This window comes from Massilia sp. TS11 (genome assembly GCF_022012445.1).
Taxonomy (GTDB): Bacteria; Pseudomonadota; Gammaproteobacteria; order Burkholderiales; family Burkholderiaceae_D; genus Telluria.
In genome coordinates this window covers 370,127-389,942 of sequence record NZ_JAKLTS010000001.1, presented here as the reverse complement: position 1 = coordinate 389,942, position 19,816 = coordinate 370,127, and the positions used below count along the sequence as shown (strand labels likewise).

Annotated in this window: 19 protein-coding genes, 1 tRNA gene and 1 pseudogene; 9 read left to right on the top strand and 12 right to left on the bottom strand. The window is 63.1% G+C overall.

What is annotated here, in order from left to right:
• Nucleotides 1-41 precede the first annotated feature (41 nt).
• The 4 genes from LZ005_RS01750 to ahpC form a co-directional block, all read right to left on the bottom strand.
• Nucleotides 42-218, bottom strand: coding sequence for a hypothetical protein (locus LZ005_RS01750; protein ID WP_237804051.1), 177 nt, complete (start codon nt 216-218; stop codon nt 42-44).
• Nucleotides 219-295: 77 nt separating this feature from the next.
• Nucleotides 296-691 (bottom strand): glutaredoxin family protein, encoded by a 396-nt coding sequence (locus LZ005_RS01745; protein ID WP_237804050.1) that lies wholly within the window; start codon nt 689-691, stop codon nt 296-298.
• Between the two features lie 172 nt (nt 692-863).
• Nucleotides 864-2,450, bottom strand: coding sequence for an alkyl hydroperoxide reductase subunit F (gene ahpF, locus LZ005_RS01740; RefSeq protein WP_237804048.1), 1,587 nt, complete (start codon nt 2,448-2,450; stop codon nt 864-866).
• A 139-nt stretch (nt 2,451-2,589) separates the two neighbouring features.
• Entirely contained in the window at nt 2,590-3,159 is a 570-nt protein-coding gene (gene ahpC, locus LZ005_RS01735; RefSeq protein WP_237804046.1) for an alkyl hydroperoxide reductase subunit C, read from the bottom strand.
• 241 nt (nt 3,160-3,400) lie between these two features.
• Between ahpC and LZ005_RS01730 the strand changes: the two genes are divergently transcribed.
• Nucleotides 3,401-4,291, top strand: coding sequence for a hypothetical protein (locus tag LZ005_RS01730; RefSeq protein ID WP_237804044.1), 891 nt, complete (start codon nt 3,401-3,403; stop codon nt 4,289-4,291).
• Here the strand turns inward: LZ005_RS01730 and LZ005_RS01725 are convergent.
• Nucleotides 4,288-5,094 (bottom strand): phosphodiester glycosidase family protein, encoded by an 807-nt coding sequence (locus LZ005_RS01725; protein ID WP_237804041.1) that lies wholly within the window; start codon nt 5,092-5,094, stop codon nt 4,288-4,290. The genes LZ005_RS01730 and LZ005_RS01725 overlap by 4 nt on opposite strands.
• Nucleotides 5,095-5,176: 82 nt before the next feature.
• On the opposite strand from LZ005_RS01725, the gene LZ005_RS01720 reads away from it, so the two are divergent.
• Nucleotides 5,177-5,253, top strand: a tRNA-Pro gene (locus tag LZ005_RS01720).
• Nucleotides 5,254-5,357: 104 nt separating this feature from the next.
• Here the strand turns inward: LZ005_RS01720 and LZ005_RS01715 are convergent.
• A pseudogene (locus LZ005_RS01715) lies at nt 5,358-6,323 on the bottom strand (integron integrase).
• Nucleotides 6,324-6,900: 577 nt separating this feature from the next.
• Here LZ005_RS01715 and LZ005_RS01710 point away from each other — a divergent pair.
• Together LZ005_RS01710 and LZ005_RS01705 are read left to right on the top strand one after the other, a co-directional pair.
• Nucleotides 6,901-7,272: a hypothetical protein gene (locus tag LZ005_RS01710; protein WP_237804039.1), complete on the top strand. Its 372-nt coding sequence runs from the start codon at nt 6,901-6,903 to the stop codon at nt 7,270-7,272.
• 109 nt (nt 7,273-7,381) lie between these two features.
• Nucleotides 7,382-7,981, top strand: coding sequence for a hypothetical protein (locus LZ005_RS01705; RefSeq protein ID WP_237804037.1), 600 nt, complete (start codon nt 7,382-7,384; stop codon nt 7,979-7,981).
• A gap of 866 nt (nt 7,982-8,847) precedes the next feature.
• Here the strand turns inward: LZ005_RS01705 and LZ005_RS01700 are convergent.
• From LZ005_RS01700 to LZ005_RS01690, 3 genes are read right to left on the bottom strand one after another with little or no spacing between them, the layout of a single operon-like run.
• The gene (locus tag LZ005_RS01700; RefSeq protein ID WP_237804035.1) at nt 8,848-9,198 is read right to left on the bottom strand and encodes a hypothetical protein; all 351 of its coding nucleotides are present in this window, start codon (nt 9,196-9,198) and stop codon (nt 8,848-8,850) included.
• The gene (locus tag LZ005_RS01695; RefSeq protein ID WP_237804033.1) at nt 9,195-9,809 is read right to left on the bottom strand and encodes a paar repeat-containing protein; all 615 of its coding nucleotides are present in this window, start codon (nt 9,807-9,809) and stop codon (nt 9,195-9,197) included. Before LZ005_RS01695 ends, LZ005_RS01700 begins: the two co-directional genes overlap by 4 nt.
• Nucleotides 9,810-9,817: 8 nt before the next feature.
• On the bottom strand, nt 9,818-10,324 hold the full coding sequence (locus LZ005_RS01690; protein ID WP_237804031.1) for a PAAR domain-containing protein: 507 nt from the start codon (nt 10,322-10,324) through the stop codon (nt 9,818-9,820).
• Nucleotides 10,325-10,649: 325 nt separating this feature from the next.
• Between LZ005_RS01690 and gorA the strand changes: the two genes are divergently transcribed.
• The 5 genes from gorA (at nt 10,650) to LZ005_RS01660 (ending at nt 16,389) form a co-directional block, all read left to right on the top strand.
• A complete protein-coding gene (gorA, locus tag LZ005_RS01685; RefSeq protein ID WP_237804029.1) occupies nt 10,650-12,029 on the top strand; it encodes a glutathione-disulfide reductase in 1,380 nt (459 codons plus the stop codon).
• Nucleotides 12,030-12,044: 15 nt separating this feature from the next.
• Complete coding sequence (locus LZ005_RS01680; RefSeq protein WP_237804027.1) at nt 12,045-12,482, top strand: YeeE/YedE family protein; 438 nt, start codon at nt 12,045-12,047, stop codon at nt 12,480-12,482.
• Nucleotides 12,483-12,492: 10 nt separating this feature from the next.
• Entirely contained in the window at nt 12,493-12,912 is a 420-nt protein-coding gene (locus tag LZ005_RS01675; protein ID WP_237804025.1) for a DUF6691 family protein, read from the top strand.
• 134 nt (nt 12,913-13,046) lie between these two features.
• Entirely contained in the window at nt 13,047-14,468 is a 1,422-nt protein-coding gene (locus tag LZ005_RS21585) for a family 2B encapsulin nanocompartment shell protein (RefSeq protein ID WP_269106458.1), read from the top strand.
• Nucleotides 14,455-16,389, top strand: a complete 1,935-nt coding sequence (locus LZ005_RS01660; RefSeq protein WP_237804023.1) for a cysteine desulfurase — start codon at nt 14,455-14,457, stop codon at nt 16,387-16,389. The genes LZ005_RS21585 and LZ005_RS01660 overlap by 14 nt, the downstream gene beginning before the upstream one ends.
• A 33-nt stretch (nt 16,390-16,422) precedes the next feature.
• Here the strand turns inward: LZ005_RS01660 and LZ005_RS01655 are convergent, their stop codons facing one another.
• From LZ005_RS01655 to LZ005_RS21580, 3 genes are all read right to left on the bottom strand, one after another.
• Entirely contained in the window at nt 16,423-16,857 is a 435-nt protein-coding gene (locus tag LZ005_RS01655) for a hypothetical protein (RefSeq protein WP_237804020.1), read from the bottom strand.
• 42 nt (nt 16,858-16,899) lie between these two features.
• Nucleotides 16,900-18,030, bottom strand: a complete 1,131-nt coding sequence (locus LZ005_RS01650) for a right-handed parallel beta-helix repeat-containing protein (protein ID WP_237804018.1) — start codon at nt 18,028-18,030, stop codon at nt 16,900-16,902.
• 103 nt (nt 18,031-18,133) lie between these two features.
• The gene (locus LZ005_RS21580) at nt 18,134-19,810 is read right to left on the bottom strand and encodes a methyl-accepting chemotaxis protein (RefSeq protein ID WP_269106457.1); all 1,677 of its coding nucleotides are present in this window, start codon (nt 19,808-19,810) and stop codon (nt 18,134-18,136) included.
• Nucleotides 19,811-19,816: the final 6 nt, after the last annotated feature.

Sequence of the window (19,816 nt, the reverse complement as noted above, 5' to 3'; positions counted from 1 at the left end):
CCGGCGCAGCAGCAGGCTGGTGGCCGGCTCCATCAGCCGACTCAGGCGGAGCAGGCGGCGTCGCACTCGGCGCGGGTGGCGTCACAGTCGGTGCCGCCAAAGGCCTTGCAGGACTTCCACTCGAGGTAGCAGTTCCATTCGCAGTCCGGCAGGCGGGCATAGGCCGAGGAGGCGCCCAGACCCAGGGCGAACAGCAGCAAGGCGAGTTTCTTATTCATTGTGATGTCTCCGATTCTCCGGGCGGACGAACAGAGGCCGGCCGGCCCCGCCCGGGCCGCGCGGTCGGCCTGTGAATTCAGGGCAGCGTGTGGCCGAGGTCGGCCAGGGCCTTGTCGAGCGCGGCCTTGTTAAAGCCGCGGATCTGCTGCTTGCCGACCAGGATGATGGGCACCGTGCGCCCGCCAAGCGCATCGAAATGCGCGCGCGCCTGGCCCGGCTGGCTCACGTCCAGATCGGCGAAGTGCACCTGGCGCTCGCGCAGGTAGGCGCGGGTCTGCTCGCAGAACGGACAAGTCGGGGTGCCGTACAGCACCACCTGGGTGCTGGCATCGGGGAAGTAGGCGCTGAAGTCGCCCGTGCGCGTGCTCGGCGTCAGCCATTTGAGGGCGCGCGGCGCCGCATAGCCCAGGCTCAGGCCCAGGGCCAGAATCAGCACATAGGTGAGAATCGACTTCAGGCGGCTGGCGGACATCGGCTTCCCTTTCGCGGTCGGTAATGAGATGGCGCAAGGATTTCACGCCATTCCACACCGGCCAAGGGAAAGCCGCGTCCGGTTTGCGCCAGCGCAAACCTTGGTGCGTCGGGAAGGGAAAAATTGGCGGCGGCGCGGGTCAGCAAGCCCCCGCGTCCGCCGCCGCGGCAGATCAGGCCGCCAGCTTGGCGCTGTCCGCGGCCGGCACCGAACTGCGGATCAGATGGTCGAAGGCCGACAGACTGGCCTTGGCGCCCTCGCCCATGGCGATGATGATCTGCTTGTACGGCGTGGTGGTGGCGTCGCCGGCGGCAAACACGCCCGGCAGGCTGGTGGCGCCGCGCGCATCGACTTCGATTTCGCCGCGCGGGCTCAGGGCCACACTGCCCTTGAGCCAGTCGGTGTTCGGCAGCAGACCGATCTGCACGAAGATGCCTTCCAGATCGACGCGCTGGCTGGCGCCGCTGGCGCGGTCCTGGTAGGTGATGCCGGTGACCTTCTGGCCGTCGCCCAGCACTTCGGTCGTCAGCGCGTTCATGATGATCTCCACGTTCGGCAGGCTGCGCAGCTTGTTCTGCAGCACAGCGTCGGCACGCAGCTTGGTATCGAACTCGAGCAGCGTGACATGGGACACGATGCCGGCCAGGTCGATGGCCGCTTCCACGCCCGAGTTACCGCCACCGATCACGGCCACGCGCTTGCCCTTGAACAGCGGGCCGTCGCAGTGCGGGCAGAAGCACACGCCCTTGGCCTTGTACTCCTTCTCGCCCGGCACGTTCATTTCGCGCCAGCGTGCGCCGGTGGCCAGAATCACCGTCTTGGCCTTGAGCGTGGCGCCCGAGTCGAGCTTGACCTGGGCATAGCCGTCCGCGCCCACGCCCTCGAGTCCGGCGGCACGCTGCAGGTTCATGATGTCGACGCCATATTCCTTGACGTGCTGTTCGAGCTGGGCCACGAGCTTCGGACCTTCCGTGTACTTGACCGAGATGAAGTTCTCGATGCCCAGGGTGTCCATCACCTGGCCGCCGAAACGCTCGGCCACGATGCCCGTGCGGATACCCTTGCGCGCCGCATACACGGCCGCCGCCGAACCGGCCGGACCGCCGCCGACGACCAGCACATCGAAGGGCTCGGCCGCCTGCAGACGCTCGGCTTCGCGGGCGCTGGCGCCGCTGTCGACCTTGGCCAGGATCTCTTCGATCGTCATGCGGCCCTGGCCGAAATGCTCGCCATTGACGAACACGGTCGGCACGGCCATGATCTTGCGCGCCTCGACTTCGTCCTTGAACAGGGCGCCGTCGATCATCACCGATTCCACGCCCGGGTTGAGCACGGCCATCAGGTTCAGGGCCTGCACCACGTCCGGGCAGTTGTGGCAGGACAGCGAGATGAAGGTCTCGAACTTGAAGCTGCCCTGCAGGGCCTTGGCCTGCTCGAGCACGGCCGCATCGACCTTGGGCGGATGGCCGCCCGACTGCAGCAGGGCCAGCACGAGCGAGGTGAATTCATGACCCATCGGCAGACCGGCGAAGCGGATGCGCGCCGCCTGGCCGGCCGGCGCCACGCTGAAGGACGGGCGGCGCGTGTCGGTGCCGTCGAAGTGAACGGCGATCTTGTCGGACAGACCCGCGATGTCTTCGAGCAGGCCGCGCATCTCGTTCGAGGCGGCGCTGCCGTCGAGCGAAGCGACCAGTTCGATCGGTTGCTGCAGTTTCTCCATGTAAGCCTGGAGCTGGGCCTTGATTGCTGCGTCGAGCATGATGAGTCCTCCTGCTAAGGATATTACGGGTGTAGAACGGGGAGATTGCACTGGCGAGCCGCCCACGGGCGTGTTGCGGCTCGGCGCTGCAATCGCCTCCCCGGCGCATGGCCGGGGCGGGCGATGCGGGGGAGAGGGTTTAGATCTTGCCGACCAGGTCCAGCGACGGAGCCAGGGTCTTGGCGCCTTCTTCCCACTTGGCCGGGCAGACTTCGCCCGGGTGCGAGGCCACGTACTGGGCAGCCTTCACTTTGCGCAGCAGTTCGGTGGCGTTACGGCCGATGCCGCCGGCGTTGATTTCGATGATCTGGATCTTGCCAGCCGGATCGATCACAAAGGTGCCGCGCTCGGCCAGGCCAGCTTCTTCGATCATCACGCCGAAATTGCGGGTGATGGTGCCGGTCGGGTCGCCCACCAGCGGGAACTGGATCTTGCGGATCGTGTCCGAGGTGTCGTGCCAGGCTTTGTGGGTGAAGTGGGTGTCGGTCGAGACACCGTAGATTTCCACGCCCAGTTTCTGGAACTCGGCATAGTTGTCGGCCAGGTCGCCCAGTTCGGTCGGGCAGACGAAGGTGAAGTCGGCCGGGTAGAAGAACACCACCGACCACTTGCCTTTCAGCGAGGCGTCGCTCACATCAACGAACTTGCCGTTGTGGTAAGCCGTGGCCTTGAAGGGCAGGATTTCGGTGTTGATCAGCGATGCATTCATTCGGTTTCTCCTTAGGTTGGTTTGTTACGTGTCATTCGACAGAACGGATAGTACGGGAGCCGTCGAAATTACTCAAATGGATTGTTCCGATCTAAGCAATAGGAAATACCTATTGCCACCTGTATCCGGGGGCAGACAGTCTGCCACGCCCGCCATGCGCGGCGCGCCAGCTTGGCTGGTCGAATCCAGCGCCAAGTTTTATTATCGAGCAATCTTGCCAATGATTACATCAGGAGGAACTATGTTTGGCTCCACCGTACTCGACGTGCTGCTCGGCCTGGTCACCATCTACCTCACCATGAGCCTGGCCGTGACGGCCGCCAATGAACTGTGCAGCCAGTGGCTGGAGATGCGCCCGACCCACTGGAAGCGCGCCGTGAGCCAGCTGGTCGACGGCGCCAGCGCGACGGCGGCCAAGGCCGATCCCGGCCACTGGTTCTTCGGCCAGCCGCTGCTGCGCACGATGAGCGACAACCGTGCCCGCCTGCCCTCCTATCTCGACAAATCGATGTTCAGCCAGATCTTGCTGATGGCGATTGCGCCCGACTATCGCAGCCTCAGCGGTGACGAGCTGGCCGCCCGCCTGCGCGACAAGCCGCTGGCCGACAGCACGCGCGCGCTGCTGCTGAGTTTTCTGGACGCCGCCAAGGGCGATATCGACGCCTTCCGCGCCCACATCGAGCACTGGTACGAGGAAGTGATGGCGCGCGCCAGCGGCTGGTACAAGCGCAACCTGGCCATGATGTCGCTGGTGATTGCGGCAGTCATCGTCAGCATCGGCAATGTGGACACGCTCGCCATCAGCCATGCCCTGTACGGCAATGCCAGCCTGCGCACCGCGGCCGTCCAGCTGTCCGGACAATTGCAAAATGGCGTGATCCAGGCCGGGGCCACGGCCGGCGCGAATGGCCAGACCGTGCTGAAGGCGGCCGATCAGGCTTCCGCCCAAGCGGGGGCGGTCTTCCCGCTGGGTTGGGATCAGACGCCGATGCCGGCCGACCGCCTGGCATGGCTGAGCAAGTTGCTGGGACTGGTCCTGTCCGCGCTGGCCATCAGCCTGGGCGCACCGTTCTGGTTCGACGCCCTGTCGAAGATGACGAATGTACGCGCCAGCGGGCCTAAGCCCGCTTAAGGGGCCGCGCCGCCCAGCACCATCAGGGCATTGGCGACCTTGCGCAATTGCGGCTCGTTATTCGGCCGGCCCATGCGCTGCTGGCCCTGTACGCTGAGCGTGCTGCTGCCGCCGCCGTCGAGGTTGAGCGCCTCGGTGGCGCCGAGCGTGCGCATGAGCTGCACCAGCTGCGGAATCGTCATGCCGAGCACCGGCGGCTGTCGCCCTTCCGCGACGACCAGCAATAAAGTCTTGCCGCCATCGGCCAGACCGATGGCCGTGCGCGGGTGCGTATCGCTGCAGAATTTGCGCCGCGACGCACAGCCCTGTTCACTCACATCCTGCCCCTGATGCAGCAGGGCCGGAATACCGGCCACCACGGTCCGCCAGGCGGGCGCCGCCTGCACCGGCGGCAGCGCCACCTCGCAGCTGACCGGGCCCGAACAGGCGAAAACGGCCCAGTCATGCACACCGCTGGCATCGGGCCAGTCCCCCCCTTCCGAGCGGGTCCAGCCGCGCGGTGCGAACTGCGCGTTGAAGAACGAGGCATTGACCACGGCCAGCGCCTCTGCATGGCCGGCAAAATCCGAGACGATGCGGCCGCGCTGCGCCTCCGGTGTGAGGGCGATGCGCAGGCCAGGGTGACGCAGATCGACGCGCAGCACGTGGACCAGACTGTCGGGCCAGGGCGCATAGCGGCGGTATTCGAGCGCGGGATGCGCGGCGGTGTGGGCAACAGGCTGCAGCGGCGCACTGGCACAGGCGCTGAGCAGAATGACGGCGGCCAGGCTGGCGCGCTTGAGCAGAGTGGAGAGGGCATGCATGCGCAGACTCTACCACGATGGACAGAGCGGATAGACAAGGGCTATCACTTTGGCAAACAGTCTGCTATAATCTTAGCTTCGTCGGGGCGTAGCGCAGCCTGGTAGCGTACTTGCATGGGGTGCAAGGGGTCGGAGGTTCGAATCCTCTCGCCCCGACCAATTGATTCAATGAGATAGGCCAATCTTCGGATTGGCCTTTTTCATTTTCCCGCCTCTCAGCTCGGCCAGCGCAGCGCGACCGGGTCAGGCCCATGCGCGGCGGCTCAGCGATCGAGCGGACTGAGGACGCCGCGCCCGCCCCGATTCAGCACATGCGTGTAGATCATCGTGGTGCTGACATCCTGATGCCCCAGCAGTTCCTGCACGGTGCGAATGTCATACCCCGCCTGTAACAGGTGCGTTGCGAACGAGTGCCGCAGCGTGTGCGGTGTTGCGGGCTTGCTGATACCGGCGTCTCGCACTGCCTGACGCATGGCACGCTGGACCGCCTTCTCATCGGCGTGATGGCGGCGCATCTGTCCCGAGCGCGGGTCTACCGAAAGACGGCGCGCCGGAAACACATATTGCCAAGCCCATTCACGATGTGCCTGCGGATACTTGCGTTCGAGTGCGAACGGCAGATAAACGTCGCCACCACCTCGAGCGAGGTCATCGGTATGAAGCTGCCGCACTCGTACCAGATGCGTGCAGAGCGGATCACAAAGCGAGGCGGGTAGCATCGTGATCCTGTCCTTGGCGCCCTTCCCTTCCCGCACCACAATCTCGCGGCGCGTGAACTCAATGTCCTTAACGCGCAAGCGCGTGCATTCCATGACGCGCATCCCAGTGCCGTAAATCAGGCGCAACATAAGTCCGGCAGTGCCCTGCGTCCGAGCAAGGACCGACCTGACCTCTTCTTCCGTCAAAACCACTGGCAGTCGCTTGGATGCCTTCGCACTTTGAATTCCCTGCAGCTAGGGCAACTCTTCCGCAATGACCTCCTTATAGAGGAACAGCAAGGCACTCTTGGCTTGATTCTGGGTGGATGCCGATACCTTCCCAACAGTTGCGAGGTGAGAGAGAAACTTTTCGACTTCGGCTGCCCCCATGTCCGACGGATGGCGCCGGTTATGAAAAATGATGAAGCGACGAATCCAATCGACATAACAACTTTCCGTGCGAATGCTGTAGTGCTTAAAGCGAAGCTTCTCTCGCACTTGCGTCAACAATTTCGGCCGGGCATCAGTCATGGCTGACTCCAAGGTGTGTTTGCAAATTCGAATTAGGGTGTGCTACATTGAAGTAACTTATTGATATTATTGCGTTCTTAGCCATCCAAACTGAGATAACACATGGCTTTGTCGAAAAAAACTGCGCCATTTAGGGCGCCTACTTCTCGTTAGGCCGCAATGGGTGACCGCACACATGTCAAGCTCTACACCGAGTTGCTCGAATTTCTCGAAAAGCGCGGCTGTTCGCTAACTGAATATGGCTCCGCTGAGCGGGGCTTGGATCTGGCGAACGCTTTGGCCTTTGTTGAATTGCTGCGGCTTAACTACGTGCCGTTGCATTGAGTCGAGCTTTGGCGATCTCACGATGGCAGATTGGAACAGGACATTTTAGAGATATGGTATTCCGAAGGCGCAGTTCTTACCGACCACTACGCGGACGTAGAACGCTACTTCAAGCGCATCAAGACTGGGAGCGGAGATGTCTTCGCCATTCAGTTCGGCTGATTTTTCGCCTAACCATCTAATCAACCGGACGGCTTATGCGCTGCGCGCTCCAGCCGCCGGTTATCGCACACGTTAGCAATCCTGGTCTAGTATGCAATCAATCATTAATGCGTTAAGAAGTGGAACCGGAAAGGACCGGCTTGCAGTTGTATCCGATATTGTTTCCATTCTTGGTGTTTCGGCGGTCACAATTCTTGGTGGTGCATTTGCGCTAAATGCAAAGCTTGATGTGGAGAACATTCTGGGAGCCGTTATCCTAGGCCTGCTTTCTTTTGCGGGAGCTCTAGTCGTCGTTGCATTGTTCTTAAGTTCAGCGAATTGGCTTGAAAGACGGTTTCAGTCTGGTTCTTCTGTCGGAAAATTGCTACTAAGCGCCTTATGGCTACTATTTGCCGCGCTGTTTGTTTATTCCACGTACTTTGGCTTTGTAGTACTTTCGTCAATGCGTTTCGTCAAGCCCTAATGGTTTGGTCTAACATTTCCGTCGAGTGGGACCGCCCACAAGCTGCGCTTGTGGGTTCCCTTAGTGGCTTCGCCAGTACGGCGGCCCCTCACGTCAAGCGTTAGGCCGCATGGGAGAAAACGTCGTGCCCGATAAGCCATCTCTACCATTGAGCATCGGCGTCTTCCCGAAAGCAGGCGGCTTCGAGACGACGAGCGAACAACTTCCCAAGTCAAAAGTCGAGGCCGAGCTTCGTATCGCGGCAAACTTCGCATCGGCGCTAAAGGTCCGGTTCGGCCGCGAGCTCGGCAAGCTGACCCCAAGCGAATGGCCTGACGTCGTCACCTCGGAGGGCGAGCGTAGAGTGGGTATTGAGCTAGTTGAAATCGTAAATCCGGCGCATGTTAAGAACGGCGGATACGGCAAACCCCAATGGGTCGACGAAGACATTCCTCACCGGCTCCTGCTGCAAACGATTAGAGAGAAGGTTCGTAAGAACTACGCGCGTCCCAACGACATGGATGTTTGGCTGCTCGCATACGATTTGACTTGCGCGGTCGGGTTCGAGCACGTTTTGGCCAAGCGGATGGCCCACGCCTGGCTATGTAACCAAAATCACGGATTCTCCGAGATATGGTTCATGTTCCCCACGCCGGCTGCCGGTTCGTTCCCCAGCGTTCTCGAGTCAGTTTGGCCAACCACGGAACATACGAGCACAGACGGTGGCTAGTTGTTCTAGTTTGCGACCTAACAATCGCGAATCGGCTTCCTTTGGAGGGGTGACTGAAAATGGGGAAATACGAAATCTACTACTCGGCAGATGGGCTGCCGCTGGGTGAGTTTGCTCTATCTGCCCAGAAGATTCAGCATCATTTTTCCTCCCTCGAAAGCAATCTAACGAAATGTCTGGATCCTAAAGGTGTTCGGTCGACCGTCACGCTTAACTCCGATCACAACACGGAATTTGCCGCGGTAGTTCTTGAATCGGATTACGAGAATCTGGATCTTGATGATGCGTTCGCCAATTGCGTTCGTTCAATAAATCTTGCAACCTCTGGGCGCTGGTTCTTTATCCGACGTGTGAGTCAGAATTCGTAATGCGAGCTTCGCATGCGTAGCCACGTGCCCAACCATTCAGTCAACCGGACCGCTGCGTCGGTTCGCGCCGCATCGTCCGGTCACGTCCAACGTTGCGGATGCCTGCGGCGCCGGTGAAAACAATCGTTAGGACGGCTCATGAAAAAATCGTGGCAATCTCTTGGCTCTATCGGAAAAACCATCGCCTGGTGCACTCTTGCGGAGCTGGTGACATTACTGCTCTTCACATTACTCACAGAGTCTTTGCTCAGTTCGGCAGTCTTTTCGATTGGGTTTCTTGGGCCCATCTCATTTTGGATTGGCCCGACGATCCTGAGTCATTATCGAGGTGCAGAACGCTCGCCCAATCAGTAATTCCACCCACCATTGCCTGGCAGCGAGCGACCTACAATGTCGGCATCTTTACGAGGCATCCCGTGACTTGGGAATGATATTGACAAGTAGCATTAGGCATGCACGGCTGGACTGGGGGCGATCGGCCAGCTTAACAAGATCTGATCAGTGGCTTGGGCACTCTCTGGCCCATCGAACAACCTTCGTGTTCTTGAGATGCTCGCCAATAGTGTCCAGTCGCAGACATTCATCACCTTTTTTGTAATACAAAATGCATCGAGCGCTGTCGTTGGAACAGGAATCAACTTCCAGGAACTTGCTGCGCACATATTCCTTTTCCACTCCATCGTACTCGTAGTTTTCGCCAACATGCATCTGAAGGGGTTTCCACCCGTTCTTAAGGATCAGTGCGCGCGCTGAGGTGAAGCGCATATTGACGGTCAACTTAGCTTCGACATCGGAAAATGCATCCGCCGCTGTCGACACGGCAAATGCGAGCGTTGCTATAAAAATCATTTCACCGTACCTCCCAATTCTTTGTATTTCCCGATGAAGCTTTCGTAGCTAATATAAGGCTGCGGTGGATAGTGATTTCCCTTTCCGGGCCCCTCAGGTAATGCCGCCCATTTTTTCGCTGCAGGAAGCATGCTGGTGGCAATCTCACCCGCCTTAATCTTCTCGATTACTCCAGCTCTACGAAGCATGTTTGCTGCAATAAGGTCCTGTGTTTCGGGCGTAAAATCGGTCAAGCCCATCGCTGCGCCGCCATGGTCGCGCCAGGTCTCCTGCGTAATCTGGTACATCCCTGCAGCAGTCTTTCCATTTAAACCAGCCCCAGGATGTGTAGAGAAATCCGTGAAACGCCAGGGGTCGTTTTTCTTGCCTTTGATGGCGCCGAATTTGAAGTCGTAAGCGCCACCTTCGGCGAATGCGATCGCCTTCAAGAAGGCCTGCACATTCGCGTTTTTCAGGTTCTCACGATTCTCGGCCAAGCGCTTCTTCCTTTCTTCGTCCAAATCCGGTTGAATCCGAACGATCTTAGCCGCGCTATCCTCTTGTGGCGTTGTCTGCACAGTTGCACGCATCTGCAGGACGCGACCGGAAGGGGAAGTCACTGTTGATGTCATCTATTTCCTCACACGAAGATATCCACGTTCTCCATAAAGTTTTTAGCCGAGAGCAAGTGCGTCCTTCCCGCGCCATCTGTGCTGCCGAATTCAATTTGACCACTCGCGCGTCTCAATGCGTACTCGACATTTCGAAGTGGTTCGTTCGTGACCGCATGCAGAAGAATGAACCTGTCGTCAAACATCAAAGCGTCATTATCTGAAGAGGGGCTTGCGCCGCAGCTATCCTCCGCAACGACTTGAAATCTCACCGACTGGCTTGGCATTAAGCGCGGCGGAATAGGGCAAGCGCAGCAGCAGAGGTCGTTTTCGAGCGCCACTTTCTTCCCATTCCATGTTTCGGGGTTTCGGGGTTCGACGCACCCAATTATTCCCTCGGACCTGCAAGCCGGACAGAAAATAGAATCGCCTTCCAACGCGATCTTGGCACCACCAATGCGGCCGGCACTGCTCGCCGAAACAACTTTGCCGCCCGCCGTTGTCGACGCCCCGAGCGTTATTGTGTGTCGCTTCACATATCCTCCTCACGCAAGATGCAAGGAAGCAAATTATTGACTGCCGGAACAAGTCAAAATTGATAGCAATCAAGTGCAAAGGCGATATCTCCGACAGCAGAGGTCCTGGCCGCGTTTGCGGAAAGCACCGAGAACGTCCGTGACCTCGCCAGCGTGATCGGCAACAGCTTCAGCTACCTGCCCTACCCTGGCTGAAGATCCGGGCCGTCCGCTCCGGTCTGGCCGCCACATTGCAAGCCCCGCTGGCTCTTGCTAGGATGACAGGATTTCGTGGCGCCGCAGTGCGCGGCAGGCCACGCTTCCTTTCAGTCAGGAGAGCCTGCCCATGAGCGCAACGCATGACGCATTCGATACCGATTTGTTTGTCATTGGCGGTGGCAGCGGCGGGGTGCGCGCCGCGCGCATGGCGGCCCAGCGCGGCGCGCGCGTGATGCTGGCCGAGGCGCTCGGTCAGCACGGCCTGGGCGGCACCTGCGTCAATCTCGGCTGCATTCCCAAAAAGCTCTACAGCTACGCGGCCCACTATGGCCATGCCTTCCATGAGGCGGCAGGCTTTGGCTGGCAGGCGCCTTCGCCGCGCTTCGACTGGAGCGTGCTGCAGGAAAACCGGCGCAAGGAAATCGCCCGTCTGAACGGTGTCTACGCCGGTCTGCTGGCTGGCAGCGGCGTGCAGATGCTGGCGGCGCGCGCCGGTCTGGCCGATCCGCATACGGTGGTGCTCGACGATGGCCGCCGCTTCCGCGCGCGCCACATTCTGATCGCTACCGGCGGGCGGCCGCATGTGCCGGATTTTCCGGGCAGCGAACACGTGCTGACCTCGGACGCGATCTTCGACCTCTCGCCCTTCCCTGCCCGCCTGCTGGTGGTCGGCGGCGGCTACATCGCCTGCGAGTTTGCATCGATCTTCAATGGTCTGGGGGCGCGCGTCACCCAGCTCTACCGCGGGCCGCAGATTCTGCGTGGGTTTGATCACGATATCGCGCGCTTTCTCACCGACGAAACGCGCAAGAAAGGGGTCGACCTGCGCCTGCACGCGGACGTGGCCAGCATCGCGCCCACGCCGGGCGGCCTGCAGGTCCAGCTGATCGATGGCAGCGCGCTCGAGGTCGATGCCGTGCTCTACGCCACCGGGCGCAAGCCGAATGTGGATGGCCTGCATCTGGCCGCAGCCGGCATTGCCCAGCAGCCCGACGGCGCCATCATCACCGACGCCCATTACCGCACGTCGGCGCCGAGCGTGTTCGCCGTCGGCGATGTGATCGGCCGCGTGCAGCTAACGCCGGTGGCGCTGGCCGAGGCGATGGTCGTGGTCGATCTGCTGTTCGGCGACGGCCAGCGCGGCATCAGCTACGACTACATTCCGACCGCCGTGTTCACCGATCCCAATGTCGGCACGGTCGGCTTGTCGGAGGCGCAGGCGCGCGAGCGCTGTGGCGACATCACCGTCTTCTGCAGCGAGTTCCGCGCGCTCAAGCACACGCTGTCAGGCTCGTCCGAACGCACGCTGATGAAGCTGATCGTCGACCGGGCCAGCGACCGCGTTGTCGGCCTGCACATGGTCGGTCCGGACGCGGGCGAAATCGTGCAGGGCTTTGCGGTCGCCATGAAAGCCGGCGCCACCAAGGCGGTGTTCGACAGCACCATCGGCATCCATCCGACGGCGGCGGAGGAATTTGTCACCATGCGCACGCCGGTCGCTTCCTGATCTGAGGGGTTCATCATGCTCATCGATTTCCAACACTTCACGCCGGGCGCCTCCCTGCTCGGCGGCCTGCTGATCGGGACCGCGGCCGGGCTCTACATTCTGGGCCTGGGCCGCATTGTCGGCATCTCGGGCACGGTCGGCGGCGTGCTCGACGGGGCGACGCGCGGCTCGCTGCAGGGCCAGGGTCTGCGCCTGGCGTTCATCGCGGGCATGCTGGCCATGCCCTGGCTGTGGGCGGCCGTCGCGCCGCTGCCGCCGGTGGAGGTGCCGGTCGGTCCCGGGTCCGTGCTGGCGGCCGGCCTGCTGGTCGGCATCGGCACCCGCATGGGCAATGGCTGCACCAGCGGGCATGGGGTGTGCGGGCTGTCGCGCCTGTCGCGCCGTTCGGCCGCGTATGTGGCCTGCTTCATGGGCGCCGGCTTCGTCACGGCCTGGCTGCGCCACTTTGTCTGAGGGAGGCCGCATGCCACTCGTGTTCTCTTTCTTCTGCGGCCTGCTGTTCTGCCTGGGCCTCTTGATCAGCGGGATGTCGAATCCGGCCAAGGTGCTGGCCTTTCTCGACCTCGGCGGGCGCTGGGACCCGAGCCTGGCCATGGTGATGGGCGGCGCGATCACGGTCGCCACCCTGGCCTTCGCGCTGGCGCGCCGGCGCAGCCGCAGCTGGCTCGGCGATCCGATCGAGCTCCCCAACAACAAAACAGTCGACCGGCGCCTGGTCGCCGGCGGCCTGCTGTTCGGCGTCGGCTGGGGTCTGGCCGGCCTGTGCCCGGGGCCGGCCCTGGTCGGCACCAGCAATGGGGTCGCGCTGATCGTGCTGTTCTTCCTCGCCATGCTGCTCGGCATGTGGCTGCATGACCGTTTCATGACGGGCTGGCTGAAATAAAACGAGGGTCTTGTCATGTAGGCAAAAATAGGCGATGCTTTCTCGACAATTAGGTTTCGCATTTGCTTATTTGTTTCCTGACTGAGGAAACCAAAACAGCAAAGGGCACTCAAGCGTTCACAAGGAGAGATGGCATGGCCGAAGATCTGGAGTCGCAGCAGAGTTTGTCCGTAAAACAAGCACGCAATCTGGCGAATACGACCAAGAGCGTGCCGCAGACCGCCAGCGTCACGCCGCGCTGGTTCATGCAAATGCTGCCCTGGATGAATCTGGAAGGCGGCACCTTCCGGGTCAACCGCCGTAAAACGGTGGTGCGCTCCGGGAACAAGATTCCGATCATCGTCCAGAACGGCGTGGCCAGCCTGAGCGGCCCCCAGCTCAAGGGCATCACCCTGTTCTCGGACTGCGAGGACGCCCAGCTCGAGGTGCTGGCCGCCAAGTTCAAGAGCGAGAACGTGGCCATGGGCCAGCCGGTGCTGAACAAGGGCGACCCGGCGGACAAGTTCTACATCCTGGCCGAGGGCAAGGTCACCGTCTGGGATACGGGCGAGCAAGGCGCCAAGGTGCGTCTGGCCATGCTGTCCGACGGCGACTACATCGGTGAAATCGGCCTGCTGCGCGGCATCGACCGCACCGCCCATGTCGAGGCGATGACGCCCTGCGTCTTCCTGGCCCTGAGCCGCGCCGACTTCCTCGACGCGATGGAGACCACGCCCGGCCTGCGCGAGCGCATCGAGGCCGGGGTCGCGCGGCGCGAGGAAATGAACCGCGCCACCAACGAGCATGGCGAAATGGCCGTGCGCGTGACCACCAGCGCCGATGGCGAAGAAGCCATTCAGGGCGTGCACATCGATTACGAAGAAGTGCCGCGCGAGTACCCGCTGTCCTCGATGCAGTCGATCGTGCGCATCCATACCCGCATTGCCGACCTGTACAACACGCCCTACAACCAGGTCCAGCAGCAGCTGCGCCTGACCGTGGCCGACATGAAGGAACGGCAGGAATGGGAGATGATCAACAACCCGGACTTTGGCCTGCTGGCCAATGTCGCGCCGTCGATGCGCATCCCCACGCGCTACGGCCCGCCGACGCCGGACGATCTGGACGAACTGCTGGCCCTGGTATGGAAGGAGCCGGCCTTCTTCCTGGCCCACCCGAAGGCGATTGCCGCCTTTGGCCGCGAGTGCACGCGGCGCGGCGTGCCGCCGCCGACGGTGACGATGTTCGGCTCCAACTTCCTGACCTGGCGCGGCTATCCGCTGCTGCCCTGCGACAAGCTGCTGGTCGACGGCAAGAGCAAGCCTTTCCGCTCCTCGGGCAAGACCAATATCCTGCTGGTGCGCGTCGGCGCCGACAAGCAGGGTGTGGTCGGCCTGCACAAGACCGGCCTGGCCGGCGAGCAGATGCCGGGCCTGTCGGTGCGCCTGATGGGCATTAACGACAAGGCCATCGCCGAGTACCTGGTCACGCTGTATTTCTCGCTGGCCGTGATGACCGAGGACGCGGTCGGCTGCCTCGAGAACGTCGAGGTCGGCAACTACTATGACTATCGCTAAGCCCTCCGCTGCGGGCTTGCCGGACGAGGCCATGCTGGCACGCATGGCCACCGAGCTGTTCCGCGGTGGCGATCTGGCCGCGCCGGCTCTGGCGCCGGGCGCGCTGTCCCAGGCCCATCCGCTGCATGCGGAGCCGCCCGGCATGGCCCTGCCCGACCCGCATCTGCCCACCAGCGCCAGCCAGCTGCCGTCCAGCGCGCCAGTCAGTCTGGACCTGAGCCAGCCGGCCCTGCCCGGCCAGCCGCCCGTGTTCCAGGTGCCGCAGGAAGTGGCGCTGCTGCCCGAACCGGCCGAACTGTTCAAGGCGATGAATCCGCCCGACTTTCCGCGCACGCCGCCGGTGCCGACGTCCACCATGCAGCCCTACTGGCTCGAAGGCAAACAGCATGCGGCCGCGCTCGAGCGCACGCTCGACCTGAGCCAGTTCGCGGCGCCCGGTTTCGAGCTGGAACCCACGCGCATCTTTGCCAACGTGCCCGACAAGCCGCCCGAAAAGCTGCCCGAGACGCCGCCGGCCAAGGACTTCTTCATCAACAAGATCAAGGCCATGAGCGGCCAGCACTGGCAGGACGCCGCCCCGGCCCCAGCCCCGGCCGCCGCGCCCGCGCGCGCCGACCTGCCCTACTGGCTGCCGCAGGCTGCGCTGCCGGCCGAGCCGGCCGTGCCGCAGCCGGCCACCGTGCCGCTGGCCATGCCGACCCAGGGTTTCGATGTCGAGAGCGTGCGCAAGGACTTTCCCATCCTGCGCCAGACCGTGCATGGCAAGCCCCTGGTCTGGCTCGACAATGCGGCCACAACGCAAAAGCCGCAGACTGTGATCGACCGTCTGGTCAAGTTCTACCAGGAAGAAAACTCGAACGTGCACCGCACGGCCCATGCGATGGCCGGCCGCGCGACCGATGCCTACGAGGCCGCGCGCGAGAAGGTGCGGCGCTTCCTTGGCGCCTCCTCGACTGAGGAAATCATCTTCACGCGCGGCACCACCGAGTCGATCAATCTGGTGGCCCAGACCTGGGCCAGGCAGCACCTGGGCGCCGGCGACGAGATCATCCTCATCGAGTACGAACACCACTCGAACATCGTGCCCTGGCAGCACATCACGCGCGAAAAAGGCGCGCGCATCCGCGTTGTGCCGATTTTCGACAATGGCGAGATCGACCTCAACGCCTACGAGCGCCTGTTCAATGCGCGCACCAAGATGGTCTCGCTCGGGCATGTCTCGAACGCGCTCGGCACGGTCGCCCCGCTGAAGGACATGATCGCCACCGCGCATCGCCATGGCTGCGTGGCCTGCGTCGATGCCGCCCAGTCGAGCCCGCACTTTCCGATCAATGTGCAGGACCTCGATGCCGACTTCCTCGCCATTTCGGGCCACAAGCTGTTCGCGCCCACGGGCGTGGGCGTGCTGTACGGGAAAAAGCGCCTGCTCGAGCAGATGCCGCCGTGGCAAGGCGGCGGCAATATGATCGTGACGGTGAGTTTTGAGCAGACCGTCTACGCGGGCCTGCCCAACAAGCTGGAAGCCGGTACCGGGATTCTGGCCGGCGCGGTCGGGCTCGGTGCGGCCATCGATTATCTGGAGCGCATCGGCTTTGCCAACGCCGCCCGCTACGAGGAAGACCTGCTGCACTATGCCCAGGATGCGATCAGCCAGATCCCGGGCGTGCGCATGATCGGCACGGCGCGCCACAAGGCCGGCGTGCTGTCCTTCGTGACGGACAAGCTGACGCCGGGCCAGCTCGGCCAGATCCTCGATGCCGAGGGCATCGCCGTGCGCACCGGCCACCACTGCGCCCAGCCGGCCCTGGCCCACTTCGGGCTGAAGGAAACGGTGCGGCCCTCGATCGCCTTCTACAACACGCGCGCCGAAATCGACCTGCTGGTGCGCACGGTCGACCAGGCGCTGCGCGCCTTGCGCTAGGACGGGCCGCCTCCGCTGCGGAGGCGGCGCCCCTTACAGCACCGGCTCGATGGTCTTGCGCAGGTAGTGCGGGATGATGTGGGCGCCGACCTCGGGGAAGCTGTACAGGGTCTGGTGTTCGGCGTCGCTCAGATTGGTCTGGCCGTCCACCGTGATCTGAAAGGCGCCCAGGGCCTGCACCTCGTCGACCTCGCGCACCTTGCGCAGCTCAAACACTTCACATTCGCCGACGTAGGCGCGGCTGGTACGGCTGAGCACCAGCTTGAGGCGGAACACCAGCGTCTTGCCAAGCAGCTTGGCCGTGGCTTCCGTTTCCTCGCGGTTCCAGGCGATCGGCTCGGCGTGGGCGCGCAGTTCGCCGGCCATGCCGTCGCCGATGCCCTTGAAATGGCGCTTGACCGCCATCCATGCCTGCTCGGCGTTGTGGACCCAGGTTTTCGGTGCGATATCGATGTATTCAGGCTGCATGGTGACCTCGTGTGGATACGCCCATCCTAGCAGCCTGGGCGCTTATTGCGAAGCCCCGCAGACGGCCAGGCGCGGCAGGCTGCCGTCGGGCTGGCGCGGCCCTTCCCAGGCGGCGCTGAGGCGGTAGCGCGCGCCGCTGCATTGATTGCGCACCACGCCGACCTCGCGCGCGCTGCCATCGGGCGCGATGCCGAGCATATTCAGGTCGCGTCCGTTGTCGAAGGCGATGTTGTCGCTGAACTCCACATCGACCGGATGGTGGTTCGCATACAGGCCATTGACCTTGTTGTCGAAGGCGATCACGCGGCGCACGATGTGCGGCACGCCATTGGGCACGTACTTGCCGCCATAGCCGCCGGCCTTGAAGCCATTGCCATTGCCGTCGGGCAGAGGCGTATGGGTGCCCGGCAGATAGCCATGCTGCCAGGCCCAGGAGTCCTCGATGATCACGGTCGAGTAGGCGTTGATCAGGTCGAAGCCGTCGTCCGTATTGGCCCAGGCGCGGCAGCCGCGAAACACATTGCCCGGCTGATTCACGCCGACATGGGCGCCGAAGCCATCGGCGCTCTGGCCTGCGCCGTTCGAGGTGTAGGGATCGTAGTTGTGGTGGGAATCGCTGTTGAGCACGAGGTTGTAGGCGCCGTCCTTCAGGAACAGGCCGGGCCCCATATTGTGGTGCAGGTTCAGCAGCTCGAAGACATTGTGGCTGCCCTTGACCCACACGCCCCAGGATTCGTGGTTCAGGCGGTTCTCGGGCTGCTGCGGCGCGCCGGTGATCTCCAGGCCCTTCAGGTGCAGCCAGTCGGCCACGACATTGAAGCCCTTGACGCGGCAGTCGTCGCGCATGCCCGAAAAATCGAACACCGGCGTCTCGCCCGGATAGGCCCAGTAGCGGATCGGCTGGCCTTCGCGCCCGCTCTTGTTCAGGTCGACACCGCTGACGATGGCGCGCCGGCTGGCGCAGGCGCTGGTGGCCACCGTGTAGACGTAGCGGCCGCCGCGGAAATAGATGGTGTCGCCCGGCTCGGCCTGGCTTTGGGCATAGGCGATGCTGGCCCAGGGATCGGTCAGCGTACCGGCGGCGCCATCGCGGCCCTGCGGCGCGACGACATAAACGGCGGCCTGGGCCGGCAGGGCCAGACCCAGGACGATCGTGCATAGCAGACGGAACATCGGCGCCCTCCTCTCCAGACTGGCGCCGATTCTAGGCCAGCGGCGCCGCCGGCAACGGCGCGCGCTGGAAAAACTCAGCGGCCTGAGCGGGCCGCCAGCCGGATCAGAACTCGGCCCAGTCGGCGTCGGCCGTGGCGGCCGGCGCCGGGCTGCGTTTGACCGGGGCCGGGGCCGCCTTGACCACCGCCAGCTGCGGGCGCTGCGGCGCCGGCGCCGGGGCGGGCGCGGCCGGCTGGTGGTCGAGTTTGAACACGGCCACCGTGGCGCTCAGGCGTTCGGCCTGGTCGCGCAGGGCGGCCGCGGCGGCGGCAGCCTCTTCCACCAGAGCGGCGTTCTGCTGGGTCACGGTGTCCATCTCGGTCACGGCCTGGTTGATCTGCTCGATGCCGGCCTCCTGCTCGACGCTGGCGGCGGCGATCTCGCTCATCACATCGGTCACGCGGCGCACGCTTTCCAGCACATTCTGCATGGTGGCGCCAGCCTCGTTGACCAGGGCCGCGCCGCGGTCGACCTGACCGACGGAGTCGCTGATCAAGACCTTGATCTCCTTGGCGGCGGCGGCCGAGCGCTGGGCCAGATTGCGCACTTCGGAGGCGACCACGGCAAACCCACGCCCCTGCTCGCCCGCGCGCGCCGCTTCGACCGCCGCGTTGAGCGCCAGAATATTGGTCTGGAAGGCGATGCCGTCGATCACGGCGATGATGTCGACGATCTTGCGCGAGGCATTGTTGATGCCGCCCATGGTCTCGACCACCTGCTGCACGACCGAGCCGCCCTGCTCGGCGATCTGCGAGGCCGAATTGGCCAGCTGGCGCGCCTGGCGCGAGTTGTCGGCGTTCTGGCGCACGGTCGAGGTCATTTCTTCCATCGACGAAGCCGTCTCTTCGAGCGAGCTGGCTTGCTGCTCGGTGCGGCCCGACAGGTCCATATTGCCGCTGGCGATCTGCTCGGCGGCGGTGGCGATCGAGTCGGTGCCGGTACGCACTTCGCGCACGATGCGCTGCAGCGAACTGTTCATCGCTTCGAGCGCGCCCAGCATCTCGCCCGTTTCATCCTTGCGGTCCACCTCGATATGCGCGGTCAGGTCGCCCTCGGCCACACGGCGCGCCACGCTGACGGCTTCGGTCAGGGGCGTGACAATGCTGCGCATCATCAGGATGACCACGGCGACGCCAACGGCCACGGCCACGACCAGCAGGCCAATCACGAGCACGCGCGTGGTCTGCACGGTGGCCTCGGCCGATACTGTCGCGTCCTTCATCTGGATGGTCTGGAATTCGAGGAACTGGTCGATCGCTTCCATATAGCGCAGCTGCAGAGGCCGCATGTCTTTCAGCAAAATCGTGCGCGCCTGGTCGAAGCGCTTGTCCTTGACGGCGTCGAGGAACTGGGTGCGCGTCTTCAGGAAGTCGGCGCGCGCCGTACCGATGGCGGCCAGCTTGGCCCGTCCCTGCTCAGACTTCACGGTGCGGTCGAGCTCCTCGAGCGTGGCCGTGATCACCTTGCCGGCCTCGGCGATGTTCTGCATTTCGCTCGCGATCGCGGCCTCGTCGTCCATGATCAGCATATTGCGGGTGTTACGCGCGGTCTCGTTAAGCTTGTCCTTGATGCGCTGCGCCTGCACGGTTTTCGGATAGCGGTCGGCCGTCACCTTCTCGAAGGCCTTGGCCAGATCGCCGACTTCATACAGGGCCACCAGGCCCAGCCCCACCGCCGCCAGAATCACTGCGCCGAAACCCAGGGCCAGCTTGTGGCCGATCTTCAGATCTTTGAACGACATGCGGAC

Coding starts and splice junctions, on each gene's coding strand:
- LZ005_RS01750 (WP_237804051.1), bottom strand. CDS start 218: ATGAATAAGAAACTCGCCTTGCTGCTGTTCGCCCTGGGTCTGGGCGCC.
- LZ005_RS01745 (WP_237804050.1), bottom strand. CDS start 691: ATGTCCGCCAGCCGCCTGAAGTCGATTCTCACCTATGTGCTGATTCTG.
- ahpF (WP_237804048.1), bottom strand. CDS start 2,450: ATGCTCGACGCAGCAATCAAGGCCCAGCTCCAGGCTTACATGGAGAAA.
- ahpC (WP_237804046.1), bottom strand. CDS start 3,159: ATGAATGCATCGCTGATCAACACCGAAATCCTGCCCTTCAAGGCCACG.
- LZ005_RS01730 (WP_237804044.1), top strand. CDS start 3,401: ATGTTTGGCTCCACCGTACTCGACGTGCTGCTCGGCCTGGTCACCATC.
- LZ005_RS01725 (WP_237804041.1), bottom strand. CDS start 5,094: ATGCATGCCCTCTCCACTCTGCTCAAGCGCGCCAGCCTGGCCGCCGTC.
- LZ005_RS01710 (WP_237804039.1), top strand. CDS start 6,901: ATGCAATCAATCATTAATGCGTTAAGAAGTGGAACCGGAAAGGACCGG.
- LZ005_RS01705 (WP_237804037.1), top strand. CDS start 7,382: ATGGGAGAAAACGTCGTGCCCGATAAGCCATCTCTACCATTGAGCATC.
- LZ005_RS01700 (WP_237804035.1), bottom strand. CDS start 9,198: ATGATTTTTATAGCAACGCTCGCATTTGCCGTGTCGACAGCGGCGGAT.
- LZ005_RS01695 (WP_237804033.1), bottom strand. CDS start 9,809: ATGACATCAACAGTGACTTCCCCTTCCGGTCGCGTCCTGCAGATGCGT.
- gorA (WP_237804029.1), top strand. CDS start 10,650: ATGAGCGCAACGCATGACGCATTCGATACCGATTTGTTTGTCATTGGC.
- LZ005_RS01680 (WP_237804027.1), top strand. CDS start 12,045: ATGCTCATCGATTTCCAACACTTCACGCCGGGCGCCTCCCTGCTCGGC.
- LZ005_RS01675 (WP_237804025.1), top strand. CDS start 12,493: ATGCCACTCGTGTTCTCTTTCTTCTGCGGCCTGCTGTTCTGCCTGGGC.
- LZ005_RS21585 (WP_269106458.1), top strand. CDS start 13,047: ATGGCCGAAGATCTGGAGTCGCAGCAGAGTTTGTCCGTAAAACAAGCA.
- LZ005_RS01660 (WP_237804023.1), top strand. CDS start 14,455: ATGACTATCGCTAAGCCCTCCGCTGCGGGCTTGCCGGACGAGGCCATG.
- LZ005_RS01655 (WP_237804020.1), bottom strand. CDS start 16,857: ATGCAGCCTGAATACATCGATATCGCACCGAAAACCTGGGTCCACAAC.
- LZ005_RS01650 (WP_237804018.1), bottom strand. CDS start 18,030: ATGTTCCGTCTGCTATGCACGATCGTCCTGGGTCTGGCCCTGCCGGCC.
- LZ005_RS21580 (WP_269106457.1), bottom strand. CDS start 19,810: ATGTCGTTCAAAGATCTGAAGATCGGCCACAAGCTGGCCCTGGGTTTC.